The 18188-nt window shown below is 64.7% G+C and carries 12 protein-coding genes; all 12 read left to right on the top strand.

What is annotated here, in order from left to right; genetic code table 11:
* Positions 1–19 precede the first annotated feature (19 nt).
* The 12 genes from ACCQ08_RS17805 (at position 20) to ACCQ08_RS17750 (ending at position 18183) form a co-directional block, all read left to right on the top strand.
* Positions 20–799, top strand: coding sequence for a DUF4126 domain-containing protein (locus ACCQ08_RS17805; protein ID WP_373450551.1), 780 nt, complete (start codon positions 20–22; stop codon positions 797–799).
* A 56-nt stretch (positions 800–855) separates the two neighbouring features.
* Positions 856–2865, top strand: a complete 2010-nt coding sequence (locus ACCQ08_RS17800) for a biotin carboxylase N-terminal domain-containing protein (RefSeq protein WP_373450550.1) — start codon at positions 856–858, stop codon at positions 2863–2865.
* Positions 2866–2927: 62 nt separating this feature from the next.
* Positions 2928–3851: a 2-hydroxyacid dehydrogenase gene (locus ACCQ08_RS17795; RefSeq protein WP_373450549.1), complete on the top strand. Its 924-nt coding sequence runs from the start codon at positions 2928–2930 to the stop codon at positions 3849–3851.
* Between the two features lie 41 nt (positions 3852–3892).
* The gene (locus tag ACCQ08_RS17790; protein ID WP_373450548.1) at positions 3893–4804 is read left to right on the top strand and encodes a hydroxymethylglutaryl-CoA lyase; all 912 of its coding nucleotides are present in this window, start codon (positions 3893–3895) and stop codon (positions 4802–4804) included.
* Positions 4805–4920: 116 nt separating this feature from the next.
* Positions 4921–5421 (top strand): YbaK/EbsC family protein, encoded by a 501-nt coding sequence (locus ACCQ08_RS17785; RefSeq protein ID WP_239810637.1) that lies wholly within the window; start codon positions 4921–4923, stop codon positions 5419–5421.
* A complete protein-coding gene (locus ACCQ08_RS17780) occupies positions 5418–5726 on the top strand; it encodes a DUF1289 domain-containing protein (protein ID WP_239810638.1) in 309 nt (102 codons plus the stop codon). The genes ACCQ08_RS17785 and ACCQ08_RS17780 overlap by 4 nt, the downstream gene beginning before the upstream one ends.
* Positions 5727–5738: 12 nt before the next feature.
* Positions 5739–6386, top strand: a complete 648-nt coding sequence (locus ACCQ08_RS17775; protein ID WP_373450547.1) for a 2-hydroxychromene-2-carboxylate isomerase — start codon at positions 5739–5741, stop codon at positions 6384–6386.
* 256 nt (positions 6387–6642) lie between these two features.
* Positions 6643–8301 carry an MFS transporter gene (locus ACCQ08_RS17770; protein WP_373450546.1) on the top strand — a complete coding sequence of 553 codons (1659 nt, stop codon included), beginning with the start codon at positions 6643–6645 and terminating at the stop codon, positions 8299–8301.
* A gap of 301 nt (positions 8302–8602) precedes the next feature.
* Positions 8603–9580 carry a porin gene (locus ACCQ08_RS17765; RefSeq protein WP_239810641.1) on the top strand — a complete coding sequence of 326 codons (978 nt, stop codon included), beginning with the start codon at positions 8603–8605 and terminating at the stop codon, positions 9578–9580.
* Between the two features lie 363 nt (positions 9581–9943).
* The gene (locus ACCQ08_RS17760; protein ID WP_373450545.1) at positions 9944–10921 is read left to right on the top strand and encodes a porin; all 978 of its coding nucleotides are present in this window, start codon (positions 9944–9946) and stop codon (positions 10919–10921) included.
* A gap of 321 nt (positions 10922–11242) precedes the next feature.
* Complete coding sequence (gene uvrA / locus ACCQ08_RS17755) at positions 11243–17203, top strand: excinuclease ABC subunit UvrA (protein WP_373450544.1); 5961 nt, start codon at positions 11243–11245, stop codon at positions 17201–17203.
* A 281-nt stretch (positions 17204–17484) separates the two neighbouring features.
* Positions 17485–18183: a response regulator gene (locus tag ACCQ08_RS17750; RefSeq protein WP_239810644.1), complete on the top strand. Its 699-nt coding sequence runs from the start codon at positions 17485–17487 to the stop codon at positions 18181–18183.
* Positions 18184–18188: the final 5 nt, after the last annotated feature.

Here is an 18188-nt window from a genome sequence, read left to right as displayed (position 1 = left end):
GCACTGAGGAGCCCCCACCATGGATACCTGGAACACCATCGTCAACTGGCTGCACGGCATGGGCCTGCATCTGGACAAGGACACCGCCCAAACGGTGGGGCAGGCGGCCGACCAGGTCGGCCAGGTGGCCGGCCAGATGGGCCAGGCCATGGCGCAGTGGGACTGGGGCCAGCTGATGGCCCTGGCGGCCGCGCTGGGCTGGGCCAGTGGCTTTCGGCTCTACGCGGTGGTGTTTGTGACGGGCATGCTGGGCGCGACGGGCGTGCTGCACCTGCCCGGCGGGCTGACGGTGCTGCAGCAGCCGGTGATCCTGGTCATCAGTGGCGCGCTGCTGTTTGTCGAGTTCTTTGCCGACAAGATCCCCGGCGTGGATTCGGTCTGGGATGTGGTGCAGAGCGTCGTGCGTGTGCCCGCTGGCGCGGCCTTGGCCGCCAGCGTGTTTGGTACCGACAACGCGACGATGGCCACGGCGGCCGCCTTGATGGGCGGCACCCTGGCGCTGAGCAGCCAGGTGGCCAAGACCACCACGCGCGCGGCGATCAACACCAGCCCGGAGCCGTTCTCCAATTGGGGGGCGAGCCTGCTGGAAGACGGGGTGTCGGTCGGCGCAGTGTGGCTGGCCATCAACCACCCGCTGGTGTTTGCGGTGGCGCTGGCCGTGGTGCTGGTGCTGATGTGGGTGATGACCTGGGCGCTGTGGAAGTTTTTGCGGGCTGTGGTGCGCCGGATTCGCCGGTGGCTCGGCCATGAAGAGCCGGTGGCCCTGGCCGCCACCGGCGCGGATCACCAACGATATTGACCCAGGGCTTGCGAAGGCGGGCCGGGGACAGGGAAGAAGACTGAGGAGATTGTTGTATGTTCTCGAAAATTTTGATCGCCAACCGTGGTGAGATTGCCTGCCGCGTCGCCGCTACCGCCCGCCGCATGGGTGTCAAGACCGTGGCCGTGTACTCTGATGCCGACGCCCATGCCAAGCATGTGGCCGCCTGCGACGAGTCCGTGCACATCGGTGGCAGCGCCCCCAAGGACAGCTACCTGCGCTGGGAACGCATCATCGAGGCCGCCCAGGCCACCGGCGCCCAGGCCATCCACCCCGGCTACGGCTTTCTGAGCGAGAACGAGGACTTTGCCGCCGCTTGCGCCGCTGCGGGCCTGGTCTTCATCGGCCCGCCTGCCAGCGCCATCCGGGCGATGGGCCTGAAGGCCGAATCCAAGCAGCTGATGGAAAAGGCCGGCGTACCCCTGGTGCCGGGCTACCACGGCGCAGGGCAAGACCCGGCCCTGCTGCACAAGGAGGCCGACCGCATCGGCTACCCGGTGCTGATCAAGGCCAGCGCCGGCGGCGGTGGCAAGGGCATGCGCCTGGTGGAAAAAAGCGAGGACTTTGCCGCCGCGCTGGAATCCTGCAAGCGCGAGGCCATCAACAGCTTCAGCAATGATGCGGTGCTGATCGAGAAATACGTGCTGCGCCCGCGCCATATCGAGATCCAGGTGTTTGGCGATACGCAAGGCAACTGCGTCTACCTGTTCGAGCGCGACTGCTCAGTACAGCGCCGCCACCAGAAGGTGCTGGAAGAGGCACCAGCGCCCGGCATGACGGCCGCACTGCGCCAGCAGATGGGCGAGGCGGCGGTGGCAGCGGCCAAGGCCGTGGGCTATGTGGGTGCGGGCACGGTGGAATTCATCGTCGAGCAGCCCGGCGGCTACGACCAGCCCGAGGCGATGAAGTTCTACTTCATGGAAATGAACACGCGCCTGCAGGTCGAGCACCCGGTGACCGAGGCCATCACCGGCGAGGACCTGGTGCAGTGGCAGCTGCTGGTGGCCAACGGCCAGCCGTTGCCCAAGCAGCAGGCCGCGCTGAAGATCAGCGGCCACGCGATCGAGGCGCGTATCTGCGCCGAGAACCCGGACAACAACTTCCTGCCCGCCACCGGCACCTTGCATGTCTACCGCAAGCCCGACTGCAGCAGTTTTGCGATCAGCGATGTGCGCATTGACGATGGCGTGCGCGAAGGCGATGCCATCAGCCCGTTCTACGACAGCATGATCGCCAAGCTCATCGTCCATGGCGCAGACCGCGCCCAGGCGCTGGCACGGCTGGATGCGGCGCTGGCGGCCGTGCGCATCGTCGGCCTGCAGACCAATGTGCAGTTTCTGCGCCATATCCTGGCCACGCCCTCGTTTGGCCAGGCCAAGCTCGATACGGCACTGATCCAGCGCGAAGAGGCGCTGCTCTTCAAGCCGCGCGGCCTGGGCCTGGATACCGCTGCGGCCGCTGCCGTGGTGGCCGAGCTGCTGCAGGAGCGCGCTACCGAGAGCAACGACCCCTTCAGCCGCCGCGACGGCTGGCAATCGCATGGCGTGACCGAGCGCCGTTTTGACTTTGAGTTTGGCGGCGACAAGCTGCAGGCGGCGCTGCGCTACGAGGCGGGCGGCCTGGTGCTGACGGTGGGCGATGCCACCGGCCCGCTGCAGTTCAGCCCCAACGGCGAGCTGGTGGAGCTGCAGTTCAACGGCCAGCGCGACCAGGTGCAGACCTGGCAGCAGGGCGAGGTGGTGCATGTGTTTGCTCCGCGTGGTGCGGCCGAGATCACCGCCATCGATGCGCTGGCCCATGCCGGCGACGCTGGCAGCGAAGGCGGGCGCCTGACGGCGCCGATGCCGGGCAAGGTGGTGTCGTTTGCGGTCAAGGCGGGCGACAAGGTCAGCAAGGGCCAGCCGCTGGCGGTGATGGAGGCAATGAAGATGGAGCACACGATTGCCGCCCCAGCCGATGGCGAGGTGCTGGAGCTGCTGTTTGCACCCGGCGACCAGGTGACCGAAGGCGCCGAGCTGCTCAAGCTGCAGGTCGCTGCGTCCTGACGTATGCGCCTCTGCGCTGTCTGTGACGGCGCTGCGCTGCTTTCTGTGCTGAAATGCCGGCCATGAAAATTCTCGTCTACACCGACAGCGATGCGCTCCAGCCCTGGCTGGACGCGATTCGGCTGCACCTGCCCCAGGCGGACGCCAGCGGCTGGACCCCGGGCATGGCCCAGGCCGACTACGCGCTGGTCTGGAAGCCGCCGCAGCAGCTGTTGGACGAGCAAGGCGCGGGCCTCAAGGCCATTTTCAACATGGGTGCCGGCGTCGATGCGCTGTTCGCGCGCCGGCTGCCGCCTGGCGTGCCGGTGCTCCGGCTCGAAGATGCCGGCATGGCCGTGCAGATGGCCGAGTATGTCTGCCATGCGGTCATCGACCATTTCCGCGACCTGGCGCCGTACCGCGCCCAGCAAAGCGACGGCGTCTGGGCACAGCAGCCCTTGCGCTTGCGCAGCGATTTTCCCGTCGGCGTGATGGGCCTGGGTGTGCTGGGCGAGCGCGTGGCCCGGGCGGTGGCGCAGTTTGATTTTCCGGTGCGCGGCTGGAGCCGCTCGCCCAAGCAGATCGCTGGTGTGGACTGCTATGCAGGCAGTGCCCAACTGCCGGCCTTTCTGAGCGCCACACGCATCCTCGTCAACCTGCTGCCGCTGACCCCGCAGACCGAGAACATCATCGACGCCAGCCTGCTGGCGCAGCTGCAGCCGGGCGCCTATGTGATCAATGTGGCGCGCGGCGCGCACCTGGTCGATGCCGACCTGCTGGCGGCGCTGGACAGCGGCCAGGTCGCAGGCGCCACACTGGACGTGTTCCGCACCGAGCCGCTGCCCGCCGGCCACCCGTTCTGGCAGCATCCGCGGATCCGCATCACCCCCCACAGCTCCGCCCGCACCTTGCCCGAAGAGACCTTGCAGCAGATCCTGCACAAGCTCCAGGCCTTTGCCGCCGGAGAGAAGCCTGGCGGCATGGTCTATGCCGATCGCGGATACTGATTCCGCCCCCCGTTTTTGAGAAATACTCCAGGAGACGCCCCATGGCCCGCTACCCCCAACGTGTCCAATTGATTGATGTCGGCCCCCGTGACGGCCTGCAGAACGAGAAATCGCCAGTGCCGGCCGCCGTGAAGATCGAGCTGACCCACCGGCTGCAGGAGGCAGGCCTGACCGAGATTGAGGTGACCAGCTTTGTCAGTCCCAAGTGGGTGCCGCAGATGGGCGATAACGCCGAGGTGATGGCGGGGCTGGCGCGCAAGGCCGGTGTGCGCTATTCGGTGCTGACCCCGAACCTGAAGGGCTATGAAGCGGCCGTGGCCTCGCAGCCCGATGAGATCGTGGTCTTTGGCGCGGCCAGCGAGGCCTTCAGCCAGCGCAACATCAACTGCTCGATTGCCGAGAGCATCGAGCGCTTTGCCCCCGTGGTGGACGCGGCCAAGGCTGCCGGCATTGCCGTGCGTGGTGCGATGAGCTGCGCCGTCGGCTGCCCCTATGAAGGGGAGATTGCGCCTTCGCGCGTGGCCTACCTGGCCGAGCTGATGAAGGGCATTGGCGTGGAGCGCGTGGATGTGGCCGACACCATTGGCGTGGGCACGCCGATCAAAGTGCAAAAGGCGCTGGAGGCCACGTTGCAGTATTTCGATGTTGACCATGTCAGCGGGCATTTCCACGACACCTATGGCCAGGCGCTGCCCAACACCTTGGCCTCGCTGGAGCTGGGCATCTGGAACTTCCAGTCTTCCATCGCCGGCCTGGGCGGCTGCCCCTATGCCAAGGGCGCAACCGGCAATGTCGCCACCGAGGACCTGGTCTACATGCTGCAGGGCATGGGCATCGAGACCGGCATCGATCTGGACAAGCTGGTCGATGCAGGCATCTACATCAGTGACTTCCTGCAGCGCAAGCCCAACTCGCGCGTGGCCGTGGCACTGATGAACAAGCGCGCGGGCTGAAGGGCCGAGGCGGGGGCGCGAATGTCCGGGACGCGAATGTCTGGGGAACGAATGCCCGGGGCGCTGCAGCCGGGGGCGCAAGCCGGCACAATCATGGCTTAACCAGGAGTCAAACCATGTGTGGAGCGGAATTGCTGAGCCTGCCCGAAGGGGTGCAGCGGGTAGCCAGGGTGCTGCAGGACCAGGGCCATCCGCATGGGCCGCAGATGCTGGAGGTCTCAGCGCGCACAGCCCAGGAGGCCGCCGATGCGCTGGGCATTGCATTGGGCCAGATTGCCAAGAGCATTATTTTTCGCCGCAAGAGCGATGACGCCTGCGTGCTGGTCATTACCTCGGGCGATTGCCGCGTGGACGAGGCCAAGGTGGCCGCGCTGGTCGGCCCGGTGGGCCGTGCGGATGCGGACTTTGTCAAAGCGCGCACCGGCTTTGCGATTGGCGGTGTCTCGCCGGTCGGCCATCTGAGCAAGCCCGTTACTCTGATTGACCGCGAGCTGTTCCGCTTTGAACAGATCTGGGCTGCAGCAGGCCACCCGAATGGCGTGTTCGCGCTGGCGCCAGCCGATCTGCAAGCGCTGACCGGCGCGCCGGTGGCCGATGTGGTCAAGGAGGCGGCATGACAGAGCAAGCGGACAAGCCGGTGGCGTTGCCCGTGGCCTCGCCCGCGCCGCTGGCAGCGCGCACCAAGCAGGTCCGGGTGACCGGTGCCTTTGCGGCCGGTTACGCCGATGTGGTGCCATCGCCCTGTGTGTCGCTGTGCAAGATGAACGCGGACCGCAGCCACTGCATCGGCTGCTACCGCTCGATTGACGAGATCCGCGCCTGGTCCAAGGCCGATACCGCCGAGCGCCAGCAGATCTGGCTGCAGGCACTGGGCCGTGCGGGCCTGGGCAGCAACGGCCGGCCCTTGGTGCCGGCGGTTTGACCGGGGTCCGGTATGAAAACCATCGATTTCTACCTGGACTTTGTCTCTCCCTATGCCTGGCTGGCCTTTGATGCGCTGCCCCAGGCCTTGCAAGGCCATAGCGTGCATGTGCGCTACCGGCCTGTGCTGCTGGGTGCGTTGCTGCAGCAGCATGCCAATCCCGGGCCGGCCGGCATCGCCGGCAAGCGCGAATGGACCTACCGCCACGCCAGCTGGCTGGGCCACCGGCAGGGCTGCGGTCTGCAGATGCCCGCCGAGCATCCTTTCAACCCGTTGCCGTTGCTGCGCCTGGCGCTGCGCACAGCGCAGGGCGGCTGTATCAACCGCTTCACGGCCGACGCCATCTTCCGCCATGTCTGGCTGGGAGGGGCCGACGCGCTGGATGCGCAACGCCTGCAGGCGCTGGAGCAGACACTTGCCGAGCAGCTGCGCGCTGGCGATGCGGCCGAGCAGGAGGCCAAGCAGGCCTTGCGCAGCAATACCGACGCCGCAGTGGCCACCGGCGTGTTTGGCGTGCCCAGCATGGTGCTGGATGGCAAGCTGTTCTGGGGTTTCGATGGCTTGCCGATGCTGAGTGCCTACCTGAACGGCGGTGCCTGGTTTGCAGATGGCCAGTGGGATGCGTCGGCCGACCGTCCTTCCGGATTGGCCAAACGCTGATGTCCGGCTTCTGAGTCGCTGCAAACACCTTTTCCCGTGGATTTGCCAGCCCTGGGACTTTCCCTTGGTTGCTGCTGCAGTGCAGCGATTTTCCACATAGCAAAACCTTTTCTGCGGGTTGCGCTGGATTTTGTCAGCGAATTGTCAGCAGCTTGCAAGCTAGTGTTGGAAAACCGTCAGACTTGGGTCAGCGCTTGCTTGAAGAATGCAGTGTCCGCCAAACAAAAGTGCGGCAACACTACAAGGAGACAACAGCATGGCAACCAGTGCAGCAGCACGGCCGATGACCAAGGAGGAGCGCAAGGTCATCTTTGCCTCGTCACTCGGCACCGTTTTTGAGTGGTACGACTTCTATCTCTACGGCTCGCTGGCGGCCATCATCGCCAAGCAGTTCTTCTCCGGACTGGACCCCACCTCCGCCTTCATCTTTGCGTTGCTGGCCTTCGCTGCCGGCTTCATCGTGCGCCCCTTTGGCGCGCTGGTGTTCGGCCGCCTGGGCGACATGATCGGGCGCAAGTACACCTTCCTGGTCACCATCTTGCTGATGGGCGCCTCCACCTTCATCGTCGGCATCCTGCCCAACTACGCCAGCATTGGCGTGGCAGCGCCTATCATCCTGATCGTGTTGCGCATGCTGCAGGGTCTGGCGCTGGGTGGTGAATACGGTGGTGCTGCGACGTATGTGGCCGAGCATGCCCCCAACGGCAAGCGCGGTGCCTACACCTCGTGGATCCAGACCACGGCCACCCTGGGTCTGTTCCTGTCGCTGCTGGTGATTCTGGGCACGCGCACTGCGATGGGCGAGCCTGCGTTCAATGACTGGGGCTGGCGCATTCCGTTCCTGGTGTCGATCATTCTGCTGGGCGTGTCGGTGTGGATCCGCATGACCCTGTCGGAATCGCCTGCGTTCCAGCGCATGAAGGCCGAAGGCAAGACCTCCAAGGCGCCGCTGAAGGAATCGTTCGGCCAGTGGAAGAACCTGAAGATCGTGATCCTGGCACTGGTGGGTTTGACCGCTGGTCAGGCCGTGGTCTGGTACACCGGCCAGTTCTATTCGCTGTTCTTCCTGACCCAGCAGCTCAAGGTCGACGCCGTGACCGCCAACCTGATGATCGCCGTGGCCCTGCTGATTGCAACGCCCTTCTTCGTGATCTTTGGCTCGCTGTCCGACAAGATCGGCCGCAAGCCCATCATCATGGCGGGCTGCCTGCTGGCCGTGCTGACCTACTTCCCCGTGTTCAAGATGCTGACCGAAGCGGCCAACCCCGATCTGGCAGCAGCGCAAGCGAGGAACAAGGTGGTGGTGGTGGCCAACCCGGCCGAGTGCTCGTTCCAGTTCAACCCGACGGGGACGTCCAAGTTCACCAGCTCCTGCGACGTGGCCAAGCAACTGCTGGCGGCCAATTCGGTGAGCTATGAAACCGAGGCGGCACCAGCGGGCACAACGGCGGTCATCAAGATCGGCAACGACACCATCCCCAGCTATGCAGCGGTGGGCCTGAGCGGCGACGATCTGAAGGCCAAGGATGGCGCGTTCAAGAAGGCTGTGGCGGAAACGCTGGCCAAGGATGGCTACCCCGCCAAGGCCGATCCTTCCAAGATGAACAAGCTCTTGACGGTGGTACTGCTGACCTACCTGGTGCTGCTGGTGACCATGGTGTACGGGCCGATTGCCGCGATGCTGGTGGAAATGTTCCCGACCCGCATCCGCTACACCTCGATGTCGCTGCCCTATCACATCGGCAATGGCTGGTTCGGTGGTTTGCTGCCCACGACGGCCTTCGCGATCGTGGCCCAGACCGGCAACATGTACAACGGTCTGTGGTACCCGATCATCATCGCCGGCATCACCTTCGTGATCGGTACCTTGTTCGTTCGCGAAACCAAGGATGTCGATATTTACGCCGACGATTGACCAGCGCAACTGCGAGCAGGCCCCGGTTATCTGCACTGCGTGATACTCGAGGCCTTCACCTCCCCACAGCACCTCCGGGTGCTGTTTTTTTTGCCCCTTTCCGGCTCTCATGGTTAATACCAGGGTGTGTCATCAAAGTGTGGTAGCGATGCGTCACTCTCTCAAAATCTGCGCGATGGAAAGCACGATAAATGGGGTCTGCCGCCTAGAATTAACAATATGTGACGGGCCGAATACTGCTCTGTGCAAACGCTATCAGCACCGTCCAACCATTTTTAATGACTACATCCCCGAGGACACTATGCGCTCACTGAATCGTTTGATGATTGCCACCTTGGCCGTTGCTGGCTCTACCGCTGCACTGGCTCAAAGCAGCGTGCAGGTTTATGGCCGTGTGAATACCTCGGTGGAGCGCCAGAAGGTGGGCGATGTCTCCACCACCGGCCTGTTCAACAACGCATCGCGTATCGGCTTCCGTGGCACGGAAGACCTGGGTGGCGGCCTGAAGGCTGGCTTCGTGCTGGAATCGGGTTTCAACTCGGACGACGGCTCGGGCACCGGCTCCGCAGGTGGTCTGACCTTCCGCCGCCAGAGCGAAGTGAACCTGGCTGGCAACTTCGGTATGCTGCGTCTGGGCACCTTCACCTCCGAGTCCTACTATGCGGTGGCCGACTACGGCGTGCTGGACCAGCCCAACCACGACACCGGTTCGCTGTCGGATGCGCTGTACACCTACGTGATGCGTGACTCCAACAAGATCGCCTACCGCACCCCCGTGTTCCTGGGCGGCCTGACCATCGAAGGCGCTGCATCGTTCCACGAAAAGGCCGCTGGCACGAACGACAAGCATGGTTACGACCTGGCTGCCAACTGGGAAAGCGGCCCTCTGGCGCTGGGTGCAGGTTTCAGCAAGGTCGGTGGCGACAAGCAACTGGGCCTGCGCGCGCACTACACCATCAATGCCTTCCAACTGGGTGCTTACTACCAACGCTCTGACGAAGAGCTGCGCGGCAAGCGCAACGCGGCCCGCGTGACCGGTATGTACACCGTGGGCGCGTCCGAATTTGTCGCTGGCTTCGGCTGGGCTGGCAAGTGGGACGACGTCAGCAACAGCGGCGCCCGCCAGCTGATCCTGGGCTACAACTACAACCTGAGCAAGCGCTCCAAGCTGTACGCTGGTTACACCAAGGTCGACAACAAGGCCAATGCCAGCTACGCCACCGGCATCTCCGGCGCCGACTTCAGCACCTTCGCTGCAGGTATCCGCCACAACTTCTAAGCAAGCCGGGCGCCCAGCGCGCCTTCCGCTTCACGACCCGCGTTCGAAAGAGCGCGGGTTTTTTTATCGCGGTAATGGCTTCTCGATGAAGGTGTTACCTGTCGCGCGCTGTTGCGCACTGACCCGCATTCGCAAGAACGCGGGTTTTTTATTTTTCGGCATCAATGGGTTTAGCCTGATTCTGCCTACCTCCCACGTTTATCCAAACGGTCTTGCCTGCATTAACCAAACTGCACTTTTTAAAATAGAAAATAACTATTAAAAACCATGTTTGGGTATTAAATATAAATAGCCAGACCGGTCTTCATGTAGAAATCGGCGGTCCTGTCTGGCGATTTCAAAGACTTTCCGTGAGGAGACAACATGCGTGTACTGATTAACCGTATGACCTTGGCCGGCCTGGCCGCTGCCGGCTCGTCTGGGGCAATGGCGCAAAGCAGTGTGGAGATTTTTGGCCGCATCAATACCACGCTGGAACGGCAAAAAACAGGAGATGTAACGACCACCGGGCTGTTCAACAACCGCTCGAGCATCGGCTTTCGCGGTACCGAAGACCTGGGTGGCGGGCTGAGAGCAGGCTTCGTGCTGGAGGCAGATTTCAATTCGGACGATGGGAGCGGCCGTGGAGGCACGGGCATCGACTTCAGGCGCCAGAGTGAAGTGAACCTGTCGGGGCATTTTGGCAGCCTGCGCCTGGGCTCGATGCCTTCCGAATCCTATATTGCCATGGCCGCCCAAGGGGTGATGGGCCAGCCCAACCATGACTTGGGTTCGCTGTCTGATGCGCTCTACTACTACCCGATGCCGGATGCCAACAAGGTGGCCTATCGCACGCCCGTGTTGTGGGGCGGCCTGACGGTGGAGGGCGCGAGCGCATTCCATGAAAACGGAGAAAACAGCGGCAACAAGAACGGCTACGACCTCACGGCGAAGTGGGCCAAAGGGCCGCTGTCGCTGGCCACAGGCGTCACCAAGGTCCACGACAGCACCACGTTGGGCCTGCATGCCCAGTACACCTTTGACGCCTTCCGAATAGGCGCCTACTACCAGCGCACCGATGAAGACCTGCGCGGCAAGCGCAATGCGGGCCGCGTCACTGCGTTGTACAGCCTGGGTTTATCGGATTTGATTGCCGGGTTTGGTTGGGCGGGCAACTGGAGCGGGGTGGGAAGCAGCAGCGCGCGCCAACTGATCCTGGGCTACAACTACCACCTGAGCCTGCGCACCAAGGTGTATGCCGGCTACACCAGGGTGGACAACAAGGCCAACGCCCGGTATGCCACCGGCACCGACGGTGCCGACTTCAGCACCTTTGCGCTGGGCATACGCCACCACTTCTGAGGGGGCACCCTCAGGCGCCCCGCGCGCCTTCTGCTGCCAGGCCCGCATTCGACAGGATGCGGGCTTTTTCGTGGGGGCAGGGCCTGTGGTCCGGATACATCGTTGACTTGCTAATATCTGTAAATTTGTACAGTGGTTTGCAGGGCTTTGCCGCGAGCTGATTCAGCCGATGAATGAACTCCCTAGAATGGTTGTTCACGATCATTTTGCCCCCACGCAGTCGTGTCAGCCTTCCAAGTCCGGGCTTCCCTGCTACTGAGCCGGGGCCTTGCTTATCCGGTTGCTGGACTGCGCCAACGAATTACTGGATAGCTCATCGGTATGTCTCAGGAAAACATTCGCATCCGTGGTGCGCGTCAGCACAACCTCAAGAATCTGGATCTGGATATCCGCACGGGGGAGTTGACGGTGGTGACCGGGCCCAGCGGCTCGGGCAAGTCCAGCCTGGTGTTCGACACGCTGTATGCCGAAGGGCAGCGCCGCTATGTCGAGACCTTCAGCGCCTATGCGCGCCAGTTTCTCGACCGCATGGACAAGCCTGCGGTCGACAAGGTCGAGGGGGTGCCGCCCGCCATTGCGATTGACCAGACCAACCCGGTGCGCAGCTCGCGATCGACGGTGGGCACGATGACCGAGCTCAACGACCACCTGAAGCTGCTGGTGGCACGCGCCGGCCACCTGTTTGACCAGCAGACCGCGTTGCCGGTGCAACACGACACGCCCGAGAGCATTTACGAGCAGCTGCTGCAGCGCACCCAGGCGGACGATCCGCGCATCGTGGTGACCTTCCCCGTCGAGTTGCCGGCCAACACCAGCGCCGAGCAGCTCGAGCAATGGTTGTCGGCCAGCGGCTTTACCAAGGTGCAGGCTGAGCGTGAGGTTGATGCCGTGCGCCACGCCGCTGCCGTGGACAGCAGCAAGAAAAAGCCCAAGGCCGGCAAGCAGGCCGCGTCGGAGGCGCCCCAGCGGGTCAAGCTGCTCGATGTGGTGGCCGACCGTTTCCGCCTCAGCAAGGCCGAGAAGGCGCGTGTGATTGAAGCCATCGAGGTGGCTTTGAAGCGCGGCAGCGGCCATATGACGGTGTATGCCATCGCCGAGGCGGATGCCGACGGCAACACCGCCGAGCCCGCGCTGTGGAAGTTTTCGTCCGGCCTGCACTGCCCGGAAAGCGGCCTGCGCTACCGCGAGCCGACGCCGTCGATGTTCTCGTTCAACTCGGCCGTTGGGGCCTGCGATGCCTGCCGGGGCTTTGGCCGGGTCATCGGTGTGGACTGGGGCCTGGTGATCCCCAACGACAAGCTGACCTTGCGCACCGGTGTGATCAAGCCGATCCAGACGCCGGCCTGGAAAGAGATCCAGGACGATCTGATGCGCCATGCCGAGGCGCAGGGCATTCCCCGCGATACCGCCTGGGCCAAGCTGACCGAGGCGCAGAAGGACTGGGTCATCAATGGCGAAGAGGGCTACAAGGATGGCAACTGGAGCCGCCAGTGGTATGGCATCCGCCGGTATTTCGAGTACCTGGAAACCAAGTCCTACAAGATGCATATCCGCGTCTTGCTGTCCAAGTACCGCAGCTACACGCCTTGCCCGGTCTGTGGCGGTGCACGTCTCAAGACCGAGAGCCTGCTGTGGCGCGTGGGCTCCAAGGCCGCTGCCGATGCGGCCCTGCCGCCCGCACAGCGCTTCATGCCGCGCGGGGTGGCCTGGAGCCGCGAGCAGCTCGAAGCCCTGCCAGGCCTGAGCCTGCATGACCTGATGCTGCTGCCGATCGTGCGGCTGCGCCAGTTCTTTGCCAGCATGGACATCCGCCGCAGCAACGATGGCGACGCACAGGCGCTGCGGCTCTTGCATGAAGAGATCAGCAACCGGCTGCAGTACCTCTGCGATGTCGGCATCGGCTACCTGACCCTGGACCGCCAGAGCCGCACCTTGAGCGGCGGCGAGGTGCAGCGCATCAACCTGACCACGGCGCTGGGCACCTCCCTCGTCAACACCTTGTTCGTGCTCGACGAGCCCTCGATCGGCCTGCACCCGCGCGACATGGAGCGCATCACCGTCGCGATGAAGCGGCTGCGCGACGCCGGCAACACCTTGGTGGTGGTCGAACACGACCCGGCGGTGATGTTCGCCGCTGACCGCATGATCGACATGGGCCCCGGCCCGGGCGAGAAGGGCGGCCAGATCGTGTTCGACGGCACCACGGCCGAGCTGCGCCATGCCGACACCCTGACCGGCGCCTACCTGGGCGGCCGCAAGCAGGTGGGCATGGGCGCCAAGCGCATGGTCACCGAGAGCACGCCACGCCTGATTCTGGAAGGCGCGACCGAGCACAACCTGCAGAACGTGTCGGTGGATTTCCCGCTGCAGCGCATGGTGGTGGTGACCGGCGTGTCGGGCTCGGGCAAGTCCACCCTGATCCAGGATGTGCTGGCGCCGGCCCTGATGCGCCATTTTGGCAAGCCGACCGAGCTGGCCGGCGCCCACCAGCGCCTGCTGGGGGCCGACCACCTGTCCGATGTCGTCTTTGTCGACCAATCGCCGATTGGCAAGACCGCGCGTTCCAACCCGGTCAGCTATGTGGGCGCCTGGGATGCCATCCGCGAGCTGTTTGCGACGGCGCCGCTGTCGCTGCAGCGCGGATACACCGCCGGCAAGTTCAGCTTCAACAGCGGCGATGGCCGCTGCCCCACCTGTGGCGGTTCGGGCTTTGAGCATGTGGAGATGCAGTTCCTCTCCGACGTCTACCTGCGCTGCCCCGATTGCGATGGCAAGCGCTACCGCGCCGAGATTCTGGAAGTGCGCATCGAGCGCGACGGCCGCTTGATGAATGTGGCCGATGTGCTGGAGCTGACCGTCAGCGAAGCGGCCATCTTGTTCGCCAAGGACCGCGAGGTGATCCGTGCGCTGCAGCCCATCGTCGATGTGGGGCTGGAATATGTGAAGCTCGGCCAGCCGGTGCCCACGTTGTCGGGCGGCGAGGCCCAGCGCCTGAAGCTGGCCGGTTTCCTGGCCGAGGCTGCCAAGAGCGCCTCCAAATCCAAGCAGACCCTGGCGCGCAAAGGCAGCCTGTTCCTGTTCGACGAGCCCACCACCGGCCTGCATTTTGAGGACATAGCCAAGCTGATGCGCGCGCTGCGCAAGCTGCTGGAGGCCGGCCATTCGTTGATCGTCATCGAGCACAACCTCGATGTGATCCGTGCCAGTGACTGGCTGATCGACCTGGGGCCCGATGCCGGCGAAGACGGCGGCAAGGTGGTGGAAGAGGGCACGCCCGAAGAGGTGCGCAAGTCCGGCCGCTCCTACACCGCGCAGGCGCTGCGCGATTACGAAGTGGCGATGCTGGGTGGGCGTACCGACGGCCAGCCCCATGAGGTGCGCGAGCCGCGCGCCGGCTATGCGCTGGAGCGCAGTGCGCCGGCTACCGCAGCCGTGGCGCCCAGCGACAGCATCCAGATCATCAATGCCAAGGAACACAACCTGAAGAACCTGAGCGTCGATATTCCGCGCGGCAAGTTCAACGTGGTCACCGGGGTGTCGGGCTCGGGCAAGTCGACCCTGGCGTTTGACATTCTGTTCAATGAGGGCCAGCGCCGCTACCTGGAATCGCTGAACGCCTATGCGCGCTCGATCGTGCAGCCGGCCGGCCGGCCCGAGGTCGATGCGGTCTACGGCATTCCGCCGACGGTGGCGATCGAGCAGCGCCTCTCGCGCGGTGGCCGCAAATCGACGGTGGGCACCACGACCGAGGTCTGGCATTTTTTGCGCCTGCTGTATGTGAAGCTGGGTGTGCAGCACTGCACCAAGGATGGTGCCGCTGTGCAACCGCAAACGCCCGAGAGCATTACCGCGCAGCTGATGACGCAGTACCGGGGCCAGCTGATTGGCCTGATGGCGCCGCTGGTCGTCGCCCGCAAGGGCGTCTACACCGAGCTGGCGGACTGGGCGCGGCCCCGTGGCTATACGCATCTGCGCGTCGATGGCCAGTTCCTGCCGACCACCGGCTTTCCGCGCCTGGACCGCTTCAAGGAGCACACGGTCGAGCTGCCGGTCGCCAGCATCGAGATCAGGCCCGAGAACGAGGCCCTGCTGCGCGACAAGCTGGCCACCGCGCTGGAGCTGGGCAAGGGCGTGCTGCATGTGCTGTCGGCCATCGACACGCTGGAGGCGGCGATGCTGGCCGGCAGCGACACGGCAGCCATTGGCCGGCTGCAGGTGTTCTCCACCAAGCGCGCCTGCCCCGTGTGTGCGACCAGCTATGCCGAGCTGGACCCGCGCCTGTTCTCGTACAACAGCAAGCATGGCTGGTGTCCCGATTGCGTGGGCACCGGCGTCAAGCTCACCAAGGACCAGCGCAAGGTCTATGACGACTCGGTGATGAGCCAGGACAACCGGGGCCGCGAGCAAAGCTTCGAGGAGCCCGAGGCCGAGGATGTGGGCGAAACCACTTGCCCGACCTGCCAGGGCACGCGTCTCAATGCCACCGCGCGGGCGGTGCTGTTCCATGGCCAGTCGATCTCGTCGATCGCGCGCCTGTCGGTCACCGATGTGCGGCTCTGGATCGAGGGGCTGGCACTGTCGGGCCGCGAAAGCGATATTGCCCGCGACCTGGTGCCCGAGATCCACAGTCGCCTGGCCTTTCTGGAAGAAGTGGGCCTGGGTTACCTGACCCTGGACCGGGGCGCGCCGACCTTGTCGGGCGGCGAGGCGCAGCGCATTCGCCTGGCCGCGCAGCTGGGCAGCAATCTGCAGGGCGTGTGCTATGTGCTCGACGAGCCCACCATTGGCCTGCATGCACGCGACAACCACATCCTGCTCAATGCGCTGCACAAGCTGGGCGCCAAGGGCAATACGCTGGTGGTGGTGGAGCATGACGAGGACACGATCCGACGTGCCGACCATGTGATCGACATCGGCCCCAGCGCCGGCAAGCGCGGTGGCCGCCTGGTGGCCCAGGGCACAACCCAGGATGTGATGGACGCGGCCGATTCGCAGACCGGCCGCTACCTGCTGCATGCGATGCGCCATCCGTTCCAGCCACGCCGCCTGGTGCATGGTGTGGCCGATGCGGTGGCTGTGCCCGCCGAGGAGGCCAAGCCGGTCGCCAAGAAGCGCACTAAGAAGCAGATCGCCGCCGACGCTGCTGCCGCGCTGGCGGCCGACAGCGCCGAGGCCAATGCCGCGCTGGCCGCACCGGCCCGGGCTGATGCGATGGCGCCGTTGCACTGGCTGACGGTGCTGGGTGCCAACCTGCACAACCTGCAGAACGTGGACGCACGCGTGCCGCTCAAGCGCCTGGTCGCGGTGACGGGGGTGTCTGGCTCGGGCAAATCGACCCTGGCGCGGGATGTGCTGCTGACCAATGTTGCGGCCTGGGTCGCCCAGCGCGCGACCAAGGCCGGGCGTGACGACATGGATGCCGGCAAGGCCCCGGCGCTGACGGGCTGCAAGGGCCTGCAGGGCTTTGAAGGCATCGACCGGGTGCTGGAAGTGGACCAGACACCGATTGGCAAGACGCCGCGCTCCTGCCCTGCCACCTATATCGGGTTCTGGGACACGATCCGCAAGCTGTTTGCCGAGACCCTGGAGGCCAAGGCCCGCGGCTATGCGGCCGGGCGCTTCTCCTTCAACACCGGCGAAGGGCGCTGCCCTGCGTGCGAGGGCCAGGGCATGCGGACCATCGAGATGAGCTTTCTGCCCGACGTGAAAGTGCCTTGCGAGGTCTGCCATGGTGCGCGCTTCAATGCCGAAACCCTGGCGGTGACCTGGCGTGGCAAGAGCATTGGCGAGGTGCTGCAGATGGAGGTGGATGAGGCCGTGGCCTTTTTCGCCAGCATGCCGAGCATCGCCCATCCGTTGCAGCTGCTGCAGGATGTGGGCCTCGGCTACCTGACCCTGGGCCAGCCTTCGCCCACCTTGTCGGGCGGGGAGGCGCAGCGCATCAAGCTGGTGACCGAGCTGACCAAGGTGCGCGATGACATCACGCGCCGTGGCAACAAGGCTCCCCACACCTTGTATGTGCTCGATGAGCCCACCGTTGGCCTGCACATGGCCGACGTGGACAAGCTCATCCACGTGCTGCACCGCCTGGTCGATGCCGGCCACAGCGTCGTGGTGATCGAGCATGACCTGGATGTGATTGCCGAAGCCGATTGGGTGATCGACCTCGGACCGGAAGGCGGCAATGCCGGTGGCCGCATTGTGGCCGCTGGCACGCCTGAAGACCTGGTGCAGGTGGGCACGCATACCGGCAAGGCGCTGGCGCCTGTGCTGGCGCGCTGAGCCGGTGCCGGGCTGCCAGGGCAGGGCGTTTGCTGACAGCGCGCCCTGCCGGGCCTGGGCACAATCGCAGCATTGACCTGCAAGGAGCCCAGAATGCATATAGACCCCCGGCACCCGGAAGCCCCGCCTGTGAAAGACCCCGCCCCGGTGCAACCCCCACCGGTGCCCACGCCTGGCATTCCGTCACCCATCCAGGAGTAGCGCTGGGCATGGCGTGCCCGTGCAGCGGCCACTTGGGCGTATGATCGCGCTCTTTGTGGGTCTACGGGCGGGCGACAACGATGCGCATTTTGCTGATTGAAGACGAGCAGGAGATGGCCGCCTGGCTGGTGCGCGCCCTCAAGCAATCGAATATCGAAGCAGTGCATGCCTCACAGGCTGCGATGGCCACGCGCCTGCTGCCCGATGGCCGCTTTGACGTGGTGGTGCTCGATCTGCAGCTGCCCGACCAGCATGGCTTTGACTGGCTGTCGGCGATGCGAGCGCAGGGCCACCGTGAGCCGGTGCTGGTGCTGACCGCGCAAGGCGCGGTGCAGGACCGGGTCGAAGGCCTGCACCGGGGCGCCGATGACTACCTGACCAAGCCATTTGAAGTGGCCGAACTGGAGGCGCGCCTGGCCGCGCTGCACCGGCGCAGCCAGGGGCGGGCCCAGGCGATGCAGCAATGCGGCTCGCTGCGCTATGACAGCAACCACCGCACTTTTTGGCTGGCTGAGCAGATGCTGGCGCTGACCCCGCGTGAGCATGCGGCGCTCGAAGCGCTGATGGCGCGCACTGGCGCGCCGGTGGGCAAGTCCAAGTTGACAGCCAAGGTCTTCCCGCAGGACAGCAGCGTGAGCCCCGATGCCATCGAGCAGGTGCTGCACCGGGTGCGGCGCAAGCTGGCGGGCGGTGACGTGCATATCGTGACGGTGCGCGGCCTGGGCTATATGCTCGAAACCCTGGTGCCCAAGGGCCCGGGCAGCACACTTTCTTCCTGAATCCG

The organism is Comamonas sp. SY3, assembly GCF_041730275.1.
GTDB classification, from domain to species: Bacteria; Pseudomonadota; Gammaproteobacteria; order Burkholderiales; family Burkholderiaceae_C; genus Comamonas; species Comamonas sediminis.
The sequence above is the reverse complement of the archived record's forward strand: the minus strand, read 5'-3'. Positions and strand labels throughout refer to the sequence as shown.

Bases quoted from the DNA above. Each gene is read 5' to 3' on its own strand.
- ACCQ08_RS17805 (WP_373450551.1), top strand. From the start codon at position 20: ATGGATACCTGGAACACCATCGTCAACTGGCTGCACGGCATGGGCCTG.
- ACCQ08_RS17800 (WP_373450550.1), top strand. From the start codon at position 856: ATGTTCTCGAAAATTTTGATCGCCAACCGTGGTGAGATTGCCTGCCGC.
- ACCQ08_RS17795 (WP_373450549.1), top strand. From the start codon at position 2,928: ATGAAAATTCTCGTCTACACCGACAGCGATGCGCTCCAGCCCTGGCTG.
- ACCQ08_RS17790 (WP_373450548.1), top strand. From the start codon at position 3,893: ATGGCCCGCTACCCCCAACGTGTCCAATTGATTGATGTCGGCCCCCGT.
- ACCQ08_RS17785 (WP_239810637.1), top strand. From the start codon at position 4,921: ATGTGTGGAGCGGAATTGCTGAGCCTGCCCGAAGGGGTGCAGCGGGTA.
- ACCQ08_RS17780 (WP_239810638.1), top strand. From the start codon at position 5,418: ATGACAGAGCAAGCGGACAAGCCGGTGGCGTTGCCCGTGGCCTCGCCC.
- ACCQ08_RS17775 (WP_373450547.1), top strand. From the start codon at position 5,739: ATGAAAACCATCGATTTCTACCTGGACTTTGTCTCTCCCTATGCCTGG.
- ACCQ08_RS17770 (WP_373450546.1), top strand. From the start codon at position 6,643: ATGGCAACCAGTGCAGCAGCACGGCCGATGACCAAGGAGGAGCGCAAG.
- ACCQ08_RS17765 (WP_239810641.1), top strand. From the start codon at position 8,603: ATGCGCTCACTGAATCGTTTGATGATTGCCACCTTGGCCGTTGCTGGC.
- ACCQ08_RS17760 (WP_373450545.1), top strand. From the start codon at position 9,944: ATGCGTGTACTGATTAACCGTATGACCTTGGCCGGCCTGGCCGCTGCC.
- uvrA (WP_373450544.1), top strand. From the start codon at position 11,243: ATGTCTCAGGAAAACATTCGCATCCGTGGTGCGCGTCAGCACAACCTC.
- ACCQ08_RS17750 (WP_239810644.1), top strand. From the start codon at position 17,485: ATGCGCATTTTGCTGATTGAAGACGAGCAGGAGATGGCCGCCTGGCTG.